This window comes from Pseudomonas sp. PSB18, from assembly GCF_014596565.1.
In the GTDB taxonomy this organism is placed as follows: Bacteria; Pseudomonadota; Gammaproteobacteria; order Pseudomonadales; family Pseudomonadaceae; genus Aquipseudomonas.
Genome location: NZ_NOIN01000004.1, coordinates 326,442 through 340,413, shown reverse-complemented (window position 1 = coordinate 340,413; position 13,972 = coordinate 326,442). Strand labels below are relative to the sequence as shown.

15 protein-coding genes and 1 pseudogene are annotated in these 13,972 nt (G+C 61.8%); 3 read left to right on the top strand and 13 right to left on the bottom strand.

Features of this window, described 5'->3' with window-relative positions; translation table 11 throughout:
• Positions 1-296 precede the first annotated feature (296 nt).
• The 10 genes and pseudogenes from CGA22_RS12475 to ubiE form a co-directional block, all read right to left on the bottom strand.
• Positions 297-2,213, bottom strand: coding sequence for a methyl-accepting chemotaxis protein (locus CGA22_RS12475; RefSeq protein WP_041024748.1), 1,917 nt, complete (start codon positions 2,211-2,213; stop codon positions 297-299).
• Positions 2,214-2,303: 90 nt separating this feature from the next.
• The gene (locus tag CGA22_RS12470) at positions 2,304-3,011 is read right to left on the bottom strand and encodes a 16S rRNA (uracil(1498)-N(3))-methyltransferase (protein WP_041024749.1); all 708 of its coding nucleotides are present in this window, start codon (positions 3,009-3,011) and stop codon (positions 2,304-2,306) included.
• Positions 3,008-3,802 carry a twin-arginine translocase subunit TatC gene (gene tatC / locus CGA22_RS12465; RefSeq protein WP_041024750.1) on the bottom strand — a complete coding sequence of 265 codons (795 nt, stop codon included), beginning with the start codon at positions 3,800-3,802 and terminating at the stop codon, positions 3,008-3,010. Before tatC ends, CGA22_RS12470 begins: the two co-directional genes overlap by 4 nt.
• Complete coding sequence (gene tatB, locus CGA22_RS12460; RefSeq protein WP_041024751.1) at positions 3,799-4,215, bottom strand: Sec-independent protein translocase protein TatB; 417 nt, start codon at positions 4,213-4,215, stop codon at positions 3,799-3,801. Before tatB ends, tatC begins: the two co-directional genes overlap by 4 nt.
• A gap of 10 nt (positions 4,216-4,225) precedes the next feature.
• The gene (locus CGA22_RS12455) at positions 4,226-4,513 is read right to left on the bottom strand and encodes a twin-arginine translocase TatA/TatE family subunit (protein WP_041024752.1); all 288 of its coding nucleotides are present in this window, start codon (positions 4,511-4,513) and stop codon (positions 4,226-4,228) included.
• 24 nt (positions 4,514-4,537) lie between these two features.
• On the bottom strand, positions 4,538-4,870 hold the full coding sequence (locus tag CGA22_RS12450) for a phosphoribosyl-ATP diphosphatase (protein WP_003186671.1): 333 nt from the start codon (positions 4,868-4,870) through the stop codon (positions 4,538-4,540).
• A complete protein-coding gene (gene hisI, locus CGA22_RS12445; protein WP_024779928.1) occupies positions 4,863-5,261 on the bottom strand; it encodes a phosphoribosyl-AMP cyclohydrolase in 399 nt (132 codons plus the stop codon). Before hisI ends, CGA22_RS12450 begins: the two co-directional genes overlap by 8 nt.
• 81 nt (positions 5,262-5,342) lie before the next feature.
• Entirely contained in the window at positions 5,343-6,947 is a 1,605-nt protein-coding gene (ubiB, locus tag CGA22_RS12440) for a ubiquinone biosynthesis regulatory protein kinase UbiB (protein WP_041024753.1), read from the bottom strand.
• Positions 6,944-7,568: pseudogene (locus tag CGA22_RS12435) on the bottom strand (SCP2 domain-containing protein). Before CGA22_RS12435 ends, ubiB begins: the two are co-directional and overlap by 4 nt.
• On the bottom strand, positions 7,568-8,338 hold the full coding sequence (ubiE, locus tag CGA22_RS12430) for a bifunctional demethylmenaquinone methyltransferase/2-methoxy-6-polyprenyl-1,4-benzoquinol methylase UbiE (protein ID WP_041024754.1): 771 nt from the start codon (positions 8,336-8,338) through the stop codon (positions 7,568-7,570). The pseudogene CGA22_RS12435 and the gene ubiE overlap by 1 nt, the downstream one beginning before the upstream one ends.
• A gap of 140 nt (positions 8,339-8,478) precedes the next feature.
• Here ubiE and CGA22_RS12425 point away from each other — a divergent pair, with 140 nt between their 5' ends.
• From CGA22_RS12425 to CGA22_RS12415, 3 genes are all read left to right on the top strand, one after another.
• Complete coding sequence (locus CGA22_RS12425) at positions 8,479-8,754, top strand: polyhydroxyalkanoic acid system family protein (protein ID WP_041024755.1); 276 nt, start codon at positions 8,479-8,481, stop codon at positions 8,752-8,754.
• A 249-nt stretch (positions 8,755-9,003) separates the two neighbouring features.
• Positions 9,004-9,426, top strand: a complete 423-nt coding sequence (locus CGA22_RS12420) for a phasin family protein (protein ID WP_041024756.1) — start codon at positions 9,004-9,006, stop codon at positions 9,424-9,426.
• A 10-nt stretch (positions 9,427-9,436) separates the two neighbouring features.
• Positions 9,437-10,348: a phasin family protein gene (locus tag CGA22_RS12415; protein ID WP_041024757.1), complete on the top strand. Its 912-nt coding sequence runs from the start codon at positions 9,437-9,439 to the stop codon at positions 10,346-10,348.
• Between the two features lie 169 nt (positions 10,349-10,517).
• On the opposite strand, the gene CGA22_RS12410 is transcribed toward CGA22_RS12415, so the two are convergent.
• The 3 genes from CGA22_RS12410 to phaZ all read right to left on the bottom strand — a co-directional run bounded on the left by CGA22_RS12410 (position 10,518) and on the right by phaZ (position 13,848).
• Entirely contained in the window at positions 10,518-11,138 is a 621-nt protein-coding gene (locus CGA22_RS12410) for a TetR/AcrR family transcriptional regulator (protein WP_041024758.1), read from the bottom strand.
• A 60-nt stretch (positions 11,139-11,198) separates the two neighbouring features.
• Positions 11,199-12,881: a class II poly(R)-hydroxyalkanoic acid synthase gene (gene phaC, locus CGA22_RS12405; RefSeq protein ID WP_041024759.1), complete on the bottom strand. Its 1,683-nt coding sequence runs from the start codon at positions 12,879-12,881 to the stop codon at positions 11,199-11,201.
• Positions 12,882-12,990: 109 nt separating this feature from the next.
• On the bottom strand, positions 12,991-13,848 hold the full coding sequence (gene phaZ / locus CGA22_RS12400) for a poly(3-hydroxyalkanoate) depolymerase (protein WP_041024760.1): 858 nt from the start codon (positions 13,846-13,848) through the stop codon (positions 12,991-12,993).
• Positions 13,849-13,972: the final 124 nt, after the last annotated feature.

Here is a 13,972-nt window from a genome sequence, read left to right as displayed (position 1 = left end):
GATACTCCCACGGACCTTTTTGTAGGTCTTATGAGGAGAGTATCGACCATGCAATGCAGATCTGTAGGAAATAGGTGAGGGATTGGATGGGAGGGGGCGTGCTCTTGTTCGGTTAAGAATCAGTCGCAAATCCGTCCGCCGTGGGGGCAGCTTGCTCAGGCTCAACTCCCGACAACAGTCCCCAATCCTGTGGGAGCGAGCCTGCTCGCGATGAACGATAACGCGATCTTGCAGAAGGACCGCGTCGCCTTCATCGCGAGCAAGCTCAGCTCCCACAGGGGAAGGATTGTGTATCTCTAGACCTTGAACCGTCCCACCAGCGTCTGCAAATGAATGCCGAGTCGCGCCAGCTCGGCACTGGAGCTGGCAGTCTCTTCGCTGGCGGCGGAGGTTTGTTCGGAGACGTCGCGCACGTTCAACACGCTGCGGTTGATTTCCTCGGCCGTGGCGCTCTGCTGTTCGGCCGCGGCGGCGATCTGCTGGTTCATCGACTGGATGGCCGAGACCGTGCGGGTGATGTTTTCCAGGGAGCCGCCGGCTCGGCGGGTGAGTTCGACGCTGCTGTCGGTCAGGCTGCGGCTGTTGTCCATGATGGTCGCGACCTGTTCGGTGCCGTTTTGCAGGCCAACGATCAGTTCCTCGATTTCCTCGGTGGACTTCTGGGTGCGTTGGGCCAGGCTGCGGACTTCGTCGGCGACCACGGCGAACCCACGTCCGGCTTCACCGGCGCGGGCGGCCTCGATGGCGGCGTTGAGGGCCAGCAGGTTGGTCTGCTGGGCGACAGACTTGATCACATCCAGGACGCTGCCGATCTTGTCGCTCTCGCGCTTCAAGTCACCCATGGCGGCGGTGGAGTTGCCCACCTCCCGTGCCAGGCGCTCGATCTGAGCGATGGCCTCACCGACTACTTTGTCACCTTCGCGGGCCTGTTGATCCGCGGCGACGGCGGCTTCGGAGGCTTCTTCGGCGTTGCGGGCCACTTCCTGGACCGTGGCGGTCATTTCATGCATGGCGGTGGCAACCTGATCGGTCTCGACCTTCTGGCTGTTGACCCCGGCACTGGTCTGCTCGGTTACGGCGGAAAGTTGTTCGGCGGCGCTGGCGATCTGGGTGACACCTTCGCCGATGCCACCGATCAATTGCCGCAGGTTCACCGTCATGCTTTGCATGGCGCGTTGCAGTTGGCCCATTTCGTCGCGACGCCCAGAGTTCAGGTCGTGGCTCAGGTCGCCTGCGGCCACCCATTCGGCGACCTGCAGGGTCTGGCCGAGCGGGAGGACGATCTGCCGGGTGATGAGCAGGGCGGCAATGACACCGAACAACAGGGCCAGTGCGGTGGCAGCGATCAGGACGGTTTTGGCCTGGGCGACGTCGTGGTCACGCACGGCTGTCTGGGATACGGTCAGCTTCTGGCTGGAATCGATCAGCACCTGGCCTTGCTCGCTCATGCGCTGGAGAGCGGCACCGTTCTCGATCTGCGAGTCACGGAACTGCGCGACCGCCGCACGGTACAGATTGAACGAATCGCTCGCCTGTTGCAGGTTGGCGGCATGCTCCTGGGGCAGTTGGTCCGGCAGGCGTGCCAGCAGCTTGAGCACGGCATCGATAGCCTCGAGGGCCGGCTGCTGGGCTTCGCTCTTGCCGCTGTAGGTGTAGCCGCGGACCTGGTATCGCGCTTGCTGGACCGCTTTGCTCAGGGTCACCACGCTGTTGAATGGGGTGACGTCACCGCTTTGCAACAGTGATTTCTCCACCTCGGCCACTCGGGCCACGGCATTGTCGGCGCTGGCGCCGAGCTTGCTGCGGGCATCTTCACGGCTGACGGTGGCGCGGGTCATTTCGGCAAAGGCACTTTTGTACTCGGCCACGGCGGCCAGTTGATTATCGATCATGGCCACATCGGCCGGCTGTTCGATCAACTGGCGAGCGGTCTTCAGCCCGGCCTCAAGCCTGCCCAGCAGGTCGTTGACCTGTTGCGGCCCTTTCTCGCCCCGGGTGGCGTTGTAATCGCCGCTGGCCAGGCTCAGGTCCTTGCTCAAGTCGTTCAGGCTGGCAATGAATCCCAGCTTGTCACCGCGGCTGATGACGTTGCTCAGGCCGGACCAACCGGTGAAGGCGATCATCAAGGTGAGAAACAGCACCAGGCCGAAGCCGAAGCCGAGTTTGCGATTGACGCTTACGTTTCCCAGACTCTGGGCAAGCCACCGGAACATGCTGATACTCCCTTGAGGGACCAAATTGGTTTTATGGGGAGCTATATCGGCAGCTTGGGCGGAATCTGTAGGACTTTAGCGGCGAGGGGATCAGAACAGTCTTGCGAGCAATGCCGTAACGGCGGTCTCGACCCGCAGGATCCGTTCGCCCAGTTGCACCGGTTGCAGGCCGGCCTTGCCCAGCAGGTCGATCTCGTAGGGAATCCAACCGCCTTCGGGGCCAATCGCCAGCGTGACCGGTTCCGTCAGCGCCCGGGGGCAAGGCGGATGATCGCCAGGGTGGCCGATCAGGCCCAGAGTGCCACTGACGATGGCCGGCAGGCGATCTTCAACGAAGGGCTTGAAGCGTTTTTCGATGATGATCTCCGGCAGCACACTGTCCCGAGCCTGTTCCAGGCCGAGGATCAATTGTTCGCGGATGGCCTCGGGCTCGAGGAAGGGCGTCTGCCAGAAGCTCTTCTCGACGCGATAGCTGTTGACCAGCACCACGCGCGGTACGCCCATGGTGGCAATGGTCTGGAACACCCGCCGAAGCATCTTCGGCCGCGGCAAGGCCAGTATCAGTGTCAGCGGCAGCTTGGCCGGCGGCGGTTGGTCGAGGGTCACTTGCAGTTCGGCTTCGCGCGCTTCCAGGCGCAGTACCTGGGCCGTGCCCATCAACCCGCCGATGCGCCCGACCCGCAGGCTGTCACCGACGGCGCTGCGATGGACTTCCTGCATGTGGGTCAGGCGGCGATCGCTCAGGACGACCCGGTCCGGGCCGATGAAATCGGCCTCTTCGAGCAGCAGCAGGTTCACGGTTGGGTCGCAGGCGGCTGGTCGTTGTGATCATCGGCCGTTTCAGTTTCCGACTCTTCGCTACGTTTACGCACCAGGCCGCCGAACAGCACGCCGATCTCGAACAGCAACCACATCGGTACCGCCAGCAGGGTCTGGGAGAAGATGTCTGGCGGGGTGAGGATCATGCCGACCACGAAGCAGCCGATGATCACGTACGGACGGATCTTCTTCAGGTATGTAACGTCGACCACGCCGATCCACACCAGCAACACCACCGCCACGGGGATTTCGAATGCCACGCCGAAGGCGAAGAACAGCGTCATGACGAAATCCAGGTAACTGGTGATGTCGGTCATCATCTCTACGCCGGCCGGGGTGGCGGCGGCGAAGAACTTGAAGATCAGCGGGAACACCAGGAAATAGGCGAAGGCCATGCCGGTGTAGAACAGCAGGATGCTGGAAACCAGCAACGGCACGGCGACGCGTTTTTCATGCTTGTACAGGCCCGGGGCGATGAAGCCCCAGATCTGGTGCAGGATCACCGGGATCGCCAGGAACAGCGAGACCATCATCGTCAGCTTCAACGGTGTCAGGAACGGCGACGACACATCGGTGGCGATCATGGTCGCGCCTGCCGGCAGATACTGGCGCAGAGGCGTGGAGACGAAGGTGTAGATCTGCTGGGTGAAGGCGAACAGCCCGGCGAAGATGATGAAAATCGCCGCCACGCAACGCAGCAGGCGGGTGCGCAACTCGGTGAGGTGCGATACCAGCGGCATCGGCTGATCGTTCTCTGGGATATTGCTCATGATGCTCGCGGCGGCTGTGTGGGGTCGTTGGGGGCCGGTGTCGGCGCCGTTGGGGCTGTCTCTACTGGCGCGACTGGCTCAGCCGGCACCGCAGCGGGCTCCGCCACCGGCACCTGGGGCGCCGTTGCCTGTTCGGCCGTGGGCTGGACCGGTGTCGGCTCCTGCTGGGTCGGCGCGAGGATCTTGCGCGCCTCCTGTTCCAGGGACAGGATGTGTTCGTTGTGAAGTTGCCGACGGATTTCGTCGGCACCGATTTCACGCTCAACTTCCTGTTTGATCGCATTGAAGCTGCGCTTCAGACGCCCGATCCATAGACCGGCGGTGCGCGCAGCACCTGGCAGGCGCTCGGGGCCCAGCACCAGCAGGGCGACGAGGCCGACGAGCAGCAGTTCAGTGAAGCTGATCCCAAACATTAGTCAGTGCTCACGAGTCTTTGCGGGTCGGCTCTTCGACTTTCTGTGCCTGCACATCGATGGTGTGCGGCGCATTCACAGGTTGTGCTGCTTGAGGCTGTACGGGCTGGGCGGGCGGCACAGGCTGGGCAGGGGCTGCCGTCGGGTCGGCCGGCTTCTCGTCGTCGTTCATGGCTTTGCGAAAGCCCTTGATCGATTCGCCGACATCGGTACCCAGGTTCTTCAGTTTCTTGGTCCCGAACACCAGCACCACGACAACCAGGATGACGATCCAGTGTTTCCAGTCAAAAATACCCATGTGGCTATTCCTCTCGATAGTTGATCAGGCGGACGGGCGCGAGGCCTTTTCGACGTGCCCGGACAGACCGAAGCGACGGTCCAGTTCATCCAGTACAGCCTGTGGGTGCTGCCCCAGTTGAGCCAGCATGACCAGGCTGTGGAACCACAGATCGGCGGTCTCGTAGATCACGTCGCTGCAGTCACCGCTGATAGCGGCGTCCTTGGCGGCGATGATGGTCTCGACCGATTCCTCGCCGACTTTCTCCAGAATCTTGTTCAGGCCCTTGTGGTACAGACTCGCGACATAGGAACTGTCGGCCGCTGCGCCTTTGCGCTCTTCCAGCACCTGGGCCAGGCGGGTCAGGGTATCACTCATGGGTATGTCCTGAATAAATGGCATGCGGGTCTTTGAGCACCGGATCGACGGTTTTCCAGTCGCCGTTCTCGAAGACACGATAGAAGCAGCTTTGACGGCCGGTGTGACAGGCGATTTCACCGACCTGTTCGACCATCAGGATGATGACGTCGCCGTCGCAGTCCAGGCGCATTTCATGCAGATGCTGCACGTGGCCGGACTCTTCGCCCTTGCGCCACAGCTTGCCACGGGAACGTGACCAATAGATGGCGCGGTTCTCGCTGGCGGTCAGGGCCAGGGCTTCGCGGTTCATCCAGGCCATCATCAGGACGCGCCCGGTCTTGTGATCCTGGGCGATGGCCGGCACCAGGCCGTCAGCGTCCCATTTGATTTCGTCCTGCCAGTTTTTCATCTTCGACTCCGACCATGGGCCTTGCACCTCAACTCGGTGGGCCCAGCGTTGAAACAGTGTGCCAGTGCGAACCGGTGCTGGCTATCGACGAACGACCAGATACAAACCAACGATCACCATCACGGCGGCAGGCCAATGCCCCAGTTCGCTCAACGGTCCGCCGGCTGCCAGTACAGCGCCGCCACCCAGGTGCGCGGCGCCGAGCAGACGCAGCAACCAGTCGTCCTTGCGACGTTTCCACGGGGGGGCGGGGTCCTGGGCGTGGGGCTGGGACATGCGTTCGAGCAGGTCCCGGGTCATGTTGGCCAGGTGCGGAATCTGTTCGAGCTGGCTCTGCACGTTGCCCAGCAGGGCCTTGGGGCTGACGCGTTCGCGCATCCAGCGTTCGAGGAAGGGCTGGGCGGTGTTCCACAGGTCCAGGTCCGGGTACAACTGGCGACCGAGGCCCTCAATGTTCAGCAGGGTCTTCTGCAACAGCACCAGCTGTGGCTGAACCTCCATGTTGAAGCGACGCGCGGTCTGGAACAGGCGCATCAGCACCTGGCCGAAGGAAATATCTTTTAACGGTTTTTCGAAGATCGGCTCGCACACGGTGCGGATCGCCGCTTCGAATTCGTTGAGCTTGGTCTCGGCCGGTACCCAGCCTGAGTCGATGTGCAGTTGTGCGACGCGGCGGTAGTCGCGTTTAAAGAATGCGAACAGGTTGCGGGCCAGGTAATCCTGGTCTTCGGGCGTCAGGCTGCCGACGATGCCGCAGTCGATGGCAATGTATTGCGGGCTCCACGGCTGCACGGTGCTGACGAAGATGTTGCCGGGGTGCATGTCGGCGTGGAAGAAACTGTCGCGGAACACCTGGGTGAAGAAAATCTCCACGCCGCGCTCGGCGAGCATTTTCATGTCGGTGCGCTGGTCGGCCAGGGTCGCCAGGTCGGTGACCTGGATGCCGTAGATGCGTTCCATCACCAGGACCTTGGGGCGGCACCAGTCCCAATAGACCTGCGGCACGTACAGCAGCGGCGAGCCTTCGAAGTTGCGGCGCAACTGGCTGGCGTTGGCGGCCTCGCGCAGAAGGTCGAGTTCGTCGTAGATGGTCTTCTCGTAATCCAGCACCACGTCGACCGGGTGCAGCAGGCGTGCATCGGCGGACACTCGTTCGGCGGCGCGGGCGAGGATGAACAGCCACGCCAGGTCCTGGGCGATGACCGGCTTGAGGCCCGGGCGGATGACCTTGACCACCACTTCTTCGCCGCTCTTGAGCTGCGCGGCGTGAACCTGGGCCACGGAGGCCGAAGCCAGGGGCTCGACATCGAAACGGCTGAAGACTTCATGGATCTTCTTGCCCAGTTGCTCCTCGATCAGGGCCACCGACAGTTTGGAATCGAACGGTGGCACGCGGTCTTGCAGCAGCATCAGCTCATCGGCGATGTCTTCGGGCAACAGGTCGCGGCGGGTCGAGAGGATCTGCCCGAACTTGATGAAGATCGGTCCCAGGTCCTGCAAGGCCAGGCGCAGGCGGGCGCCACGGCTCAGGTCCAGCGTTCGCCGGGGGAACCAGCGCCACGGCAGCGCGAAGCGCAGTGCCAGGAGAAACCAGGGCAGGGGCAGGGCGAACAGCAGGTCATCGAGGCGGTAACGGATCACGACGCGCTGGATGCGCAACAAACGGCGGACGGCAAGCAGCTTCATGCGTTATCGCTTGGTTTCAAGGGATCGGGAAAGGCGCTCGAAACGCGCCTCGAGACGTTCCAGATCAAGTTTGATCTGGTCCAGTTCATTAAAACGAGCTTCGGCTTCGCGTTTTCCTACGAGCGTACGCGATTCTTCGGCCAGGTATTCACTCAGATTCTGCCCCAGGCTGGCGAAGCCCTGCCGATACCAGCGCGTGCGGCTGCGCAAATGGCCGCTGATCAACTGGGTGGCCACCGGGCCGAGCCAGCGGGACAGCTCATACTCCCAGTCCAGCTCCAGGTCCTGCAGGATGGCCGCCAGGTCCAGCAGCACGCCGCTGTCGCCTTCGAGCTCGACGTCGGGGCTATGCAACACCGCCGTCTTGTCTTTGCTCAGGGCCAGGTTCAGCAGGCTCGACGCCGGGGTGCGCAAGGTGCAATCGGCCTCGGCTTCCCAATGGGAAGCGAGCATCAGGCCTTCGTCGCTGGGCAGGATGAACAACTGCAACGCCGGGCTTCGGCAGTCGACGGCAATCACCTTGCCGCCCAGATGCGCCAGGCGCGCCAGCGCCGTGCTGTCCAGGCGCAATACCCGGTTGATGCCGAGTTCGACGCTGGCGAGCAGGCCGGCGAGCAGCATCAGGGTTTGATACCGCGGTGCAGGGCCACGATGCCCGAGGTCATGTTGTGGTAGGTCACGCGGTCGAAACCGGCATCGACCATCATCGACTTCAGGGTTTCCTGGTCCGGGTGCATGCGGATCGATTCGGCCAGGTAGCGATAGCTTTCCGCATCGTTGGTGATCAGCTTGCCCATCAATGGCATGAAGGCAAACGAGTAGGCGTCGTAAGCCTTGGACATCAGCGCGTTGGTGGGTTTGGAAAATTCCAGCACCAGCAAGCGGCCACCGGGCTTGAGTACCCGCAGCATCGAGCGCAGGGCGTCTTCCTTGTGGGTGACGTTGCGCAGGCCGAAGGCGATGGTCACGCAATCGAAGTGGTTGTCCGGGAACGGCAGTTTCTCGGCGTCGGCCTGGACGAACTCGACATTGCCGGCCACACCCAGGTCCAGCAGGCGGTCGCGACCGACCTTGAGCATGGACTCGTTGATGTCGGCGAGCACCACATGGCCGGTCGGCCCGACGATGTGGGAGAATTTTTTCGTCAGGTCGCCCGTACCGCCAGCGATGTCCAGCACGCGGTTGCCGCTGCGCACGCCCGACAACTCGATCGCGAAGCGCTTCCACAGGCGGTGCATGCCGCCCGAGAGCAGATCGTTCATCAAGTCATATTTGGCGGCTACCGAGTGGAAAACCTCAGCGACTTTTTCCGCCTTCTGGCTTTCCGGCACGTTCTTGAAGCCGAAGTGAGTGGTGGGTTCGGCATCGCTGCCTTTGCGCTGATCAGTCATATCGCTGTCACCAAAAAAGAATGCGGGACATTCTAATCCCGGTGGAGGGCTTTGTCTTGGCAAGGCTGAAGGTAAGATGAACCACCGCCGGGACGTTTTGACGCAGTCCGGGCAATTGCCGATATAACAGGAGTCAGCAAATGGCCAAAATCAGTGTTGAGCGTACCCATGACCTGGGCAAGGAAGCGGCCCGCGCGAAGGCCGACCAGTTGGCGCAGAAATTATCCGACAGCTATGGCCTGAAGCCGCAATGGGTCGGCGACACGCTGGAGTTCAAGGGGTCTGGAGTGGAGGGCACAGTGGACGTCGGCGAGGACCTGATTCGCGTCGACGTGAAGCTGGGCCTGTTGATGTCGGCCATGAGCGGGATGATCAAGACGGAGATTGAAAAGGCGCTGGACAAGGCGTTGGCCTGACACCGGAAATCATGTCTGGCACTCCCCCTGTGGGAGCGAGCCTGCTCGCGATGGCGGTGTCAAAGTCACAACATCATCATTGAATGACCCACCGCCTTCGCGAGCAGGCTCGCTCCCACAGAGAAAGTCAGCGCGTTCAGTATTTGGATGGGTTGTTAGGGTGCCCTTTCTAATTATTCTCCCTACTTTGTGCCTGAGCCCGTCCGCATGCGGGCAGTTCCTCCAACCCGTTTTCGAGTGAGGTGCACCATGGCCAAAGTTATTCTGAAGAAAAAAACCGACGTCGAACCTTCCACGCTCAGCGGCGTGAAAACGTACGCGCGCAAGATCTGGCTGGCTGGCCTGGGCGCCTACACCAAGGTCGGCCAGGAAGGCAGCGAGTACTTCCAGGAGTTGGTAAAGGCTGGCGAAGTTATTGAAACAAAAGGCAAAAAGAATATTGCCGGGAAACTTGAAGCGGCCAACAGCGAATTGATTGAAGCCAGGGCCGACGTCAATACGTTCAAGGCCCGGGTCGAAGTACAACTCGATAAAGTCGAGAAGGTATTCGACGCCCGTGTTGCAAGTGCCTTGAATCGTATCGGCATTCCGTCTAAACATGACGTTGAGGCACTCTCTGCCAAGCTCGATGAGCTGACGGCACTGCTCGAACGTGTGACGCGTAAACATTAAGGAGAACGGGATGGCTGGCAAAAAAACAACCGAGAAAGAAAGCAGCTCGTGGGCCGGGAAGATTGAAAAATATTCCCGCAAAATCTGGCTTGCTGGTTTAGGCGTGTACTCGAAGATCGACACTGACGGCAGCAAACTCTTCGAGTCCCTGGTTAAGGACGGCGAGAAGGCCGAAAAACTCACCAAGACGGCGGTCGGCAAACAAGTCGATGCGGCCAAGGACTCTGCCGAGTCCGCCAAGTCGCGCATGAGCGGCGTGAAGGATCGTGCACTGGGCAAGTGGGACGAACTGGAAGGGGCTTTCGACAAGCGCCTGAACAGCGCGATCTCCCGCCTGGGCGTGCCAAGCCGCAATGAAGTCAAGGCACTGCACAGCAAGGTCGACACCCTGACCAAGCAGATCGAAAAACTCACCGGGGCCAAGGTCGCACCAGTGGCGGCCAAGACTGCAGCGGCCAAGCCGGCCACCAAAGCGGCGGCCAAGCCATTGGTGAAAGCGGCGGCAAAAACCGTGGCCAAACCTGCGGTGAAAGCCGCGGCCAAGCCAGCGGCAAAAACCGCTGCGGCCAAGCCCGCAGTCAAGGCAGCGGCCAAACCGGTAGCGGCCAAAGCGGCAGCCAAGCCTGCCGCCAAAGCCGCGGCGAAACCTGCGACAAAAACCGCGGCGGCAAAACCTGCTGCGGCCAAAGCGGCAGCGAAACCGGCGGCCAAGCCTGCAGTAAAAGCCGCAGCCAAACCTGCCGCCGCGAAAAAGCCTGCCGTGAAGAAAGCGGCCGCGCCAAAAGCAGCGGCACCGAAGGCACCGGCAGCCGTCGCAAAACCGGCGACCCCGACGAGCATGGCAAACTCCGTCTCGGCGCCGACTCCGGTTGCCACCCCGACTCCAGCGCCGGCTCCATCGACGCCTACCAGTCAGTCCTGATTTTTCAGGGCACACAAGAAAACGCCCGGCCTGCGAAGGTCGGGCGTTTTTGTTCATGGGTGTCACAGGGCCCTTGTGGGAGCGAGCCTGCTCGCGATAACGGTGTATCAGTGACCTCCATGCTGCTGACCCACCGCCTTCGCGAGCAGGCTCGCTCCCACAGAAAGGGCTATTCGTGGTCTTCCAGATACCGCAACGCCAACCGTTCGGTCGCCACCTTGGCCGCCGGCAACAGATGCGGGGCCACCAGCATCATGATCTGGTAGACCACCAGCCGACCCTCCCCTTCGCGATCAAGGATCCGCTGGTAGTCCAGCGAGAACAGCAATGTCAGGGTGATCTGCTCCACCAGTTGCCCCAGGGCCTGGGTGCCGCTGACCAGAAGTCCCTGGGCCTTGAGTTGCGCCAGCAGGGATGCCAGGGTCCGCTTCAGGGCATTGAGCAACTGGCGGATACCCTTGGCCAGTTTCGGCAGGCGCCCGGCCAGGTTCGACAAGTCCTGGAACAGGAACCGGTACTGGGCCAGGCGTTCGACGATCAGGTGCAGGAACAGCCAGTAATCCTCCGGTGCCAGTTGCGCGTCGGCGGGGGGATCCAACAGCGGTGACAGTTCTGCCTGGAAGTGCTCGAACAGCCCCAGGACAAGGGGTTCCTTGCCATGGAAGTGGTAATAGAGATTGCCGGGGCTGATGCCCATTTCGTTGGCGATCTCCAGAGTGGAAACGTTCGGTTCGCCCTTTTCATTGAACAGATGCAGGGCGCATTCAAGAATGCGGTCGCGGGTTTTCATCCGGTTTTCTTAATGATGGAGTCGTGCCACGGCCGACAGCTCGACCGTGGGGTGAGCCATTCAGCGCACCCGTACATAGGTTCCGGGCGCCGCCTCCAGCGGTGGATATTTTGCGTTGCCCAGGGCCATCTGGGTTTCACGCCGGGCACCGGAGCGCGCCTGAATCCATTCCAGCCACTGAGGCCACCAGCTGCCGTCGACGTGTTTGCCGTCGTAGTACCAGGCCCGCGGGTCGCCGCTCAGTTGCGGGTTCTCGACGTAATTGGCCTTGGGGTTGCCCGGTGGATTGATGATGCTCTGGATATGCCCGCTGTTGGAGAGCACGAAACGTCGCTCGCCTCCCAACAGCAGCGTCGAACGATACACCGCGTCCCATGGGGTGATGTGGTCGTTTATACCGGCCACGCTGAAACTGTCCACCGTCACTTTTTGCAGGTCGACCGGCGTGCCGCACACTTCCAGCGCCCCGGGGCGGGTCAGTGGATTGTGCTTGAAGAGGTCCAGCAGTTCGCCGTGATAGGCCGCCGGCAGCCGGGTGGAGTCGTTGTTCCAGTAGAGGATGTCGAAGGCCGGTGGTTCTTTACCCAGCAGGTAATTATTGATGAAGTAATTCCATACCAGGTCGTTGGGCCGCATCCAGGCGAATACCCGGGCCATGTCACGACCATCGAGGATGCCTTTCTGGTAGGACCGGCGCTTGGCGGCTTCGAGGGCCTGCTCGTCGAGGAACAGGGTGGCCGCGCTGTCGATCTCGCAGTCCAGCAGGCTCACCAGGTACGTGGCGCTGGCGACCCGGCGCAGTTGGCGCTTGGCCTGCAGGTGGCCCTGCAAGGCGGCGATGGTCGTGCCGCCGGCGCAGGCCCCCATCAGGTTGACCTCTCGGGCACCGGTGATCGCCCGGCAGACGTTCATGGCTTCTTCGGTCGCTTCCACATAACTGGACAGGCCCCATTCGCGGTGACGCACATCCGGGTTGCGCCAACTGATGATGAACACCTGCAAGCCATTCTTCAGGGCGTATTGGACGACGCTGTTGGAAGGAGTCAGGTCGAAAATGTAGAACTTGTTGATCTGCGGCGGCACGATCAGCAACGGCTTGGCATACTGCTTTTCGCTCATGGGTCGGTATTGGATCAGCTCCAGCATCTCATTGCGGAACACTACCGCACCGGGTGTGATTGCCAGGGTCTTGCCAACCTCGAAGGCATGGGGCGTGACCTGCCGTGGCATGCCATCGTTGTGCAGCAAGTCGTCGACCAGGTGACTGAGGCCGCGGATCAGGCTGGTGCCGCCGGAGTTGAAGAACTCCTTGACCGCCAGCGGGTTGAGCAAGGTGTTCGAGGGTGCTACGGCGTCGTTGAGCAAGGAGAAGGCGAAGTGCGCCCGTGCATGATCATCTGGCGTCATGTCGCAATCGTCGATCCAGCTCCTGACCTGCTTTTGCCAGCTCAGGTAGGCCTGCAGGCTGCGCCGGTAAAAGGGATTGAGTTCCCAGGTCGGGTCGGCGAAGCGCTTGTCCTTGGGATTGATGGGATGCAGGGTTTCCCCCAGCAGCACGCGACCCAACTGGCCGCCCAGCTTCAACGCGTGCCGGGCACTGTGCACCGGGTTGCGCAAGCCGTAGGCGGCAACATCGCGCAAGGTGGACAGCAGGTCCCTGCCGCGCAGGCCGGTGACCGCACTTTGCGCATTCATGAAGCTGGCAGGGGCGGGCGTGGAACCCTTCGCCGGTTTGTCGCGCATGAGTCAACTCCTTCATCATCAGGCTAAAAACAAACACACCGAACCAGACAACATAGTCGCTGTTTCGGAAGTTGCGCGTTCCGGCGTCCTGCCAGACGCGATGGGGCTATCAGCCGCTACCCTGCGGCGTGGGACGCGGATGCATGACCGCACGCTGACGTTCTTCCTCGAGGAATTTCATGATGATGGGCGCCACGGCCTCGGCCCGGGTGATCAGGAAGAGGTGGCCGTCATCGATGATGTGCAACTGGGAGTTGGGGATGCGCCAGGCCAGCATGCGCATGTTGATCAATGGGATCAGCGGATCGTCGTCCCCGGCCAGGATCAGGGTTGGCTGATGGATCTTGTGCAGCCAGTGGATACTGGTCCAGCCCAGGCCGGCAAACAGTTGCCAGTAATAACCGAGCTTGCCCGCCGAGCGAACCCTGGCCGCGTGGCTCGTCGCCAGGTTCGGATCGCGGCGGAACGAGCCGCCATAGATCAGCGGTGCGATGCGCAGCACATGGGAGGGCTGAACGTAGCGCCTGGGACTGGCCATCATCCACAGCACCTTCGGCTTGCCCGGCACCATCACCGCTCCGGCGGCTGTGGCCGCCAATATCAGCTTCTTGCAGCGCTCCGGGTAGTCGTAGGCGAATTGCTGGGCCAGGGCGCCGCCCCATGACACCCCCACCACGCTGACCTGCCCATAGTCGAGGTAATCGAGCATGCGCGCGGCAAGCTTTGCCAGGCCGGGAAAGCGATAGGGCCGGCTGGGTGTCGATGAACCGCCGACACCGGGCACGTCGAAGGCGATGACTTCCAGGTCCGGGTCCAGGGCCTCGATGAACGGGAAGACCAGCTCCAGGTTGGCGCCGATGCCGTTGAAAATCAGCAGCGGCGTCAAGTGAGGCTTGCCGGGGCGTACCGCAGTGCGCAAGGTCTGGCCATCCAGGTCGACGGTACGGAAGATGTACGGTTGCGGCATGCTTCAAGCCCTGTGGGTTATGTCGCGATCTTTCATTTTTTCCCGAGTCCTTGTGGGAGCGAGCCTGCTCGCGATGACGTCGGGTCAGTCGGTATGGATTTGACTGGCCTGGCGCTATCGCGAG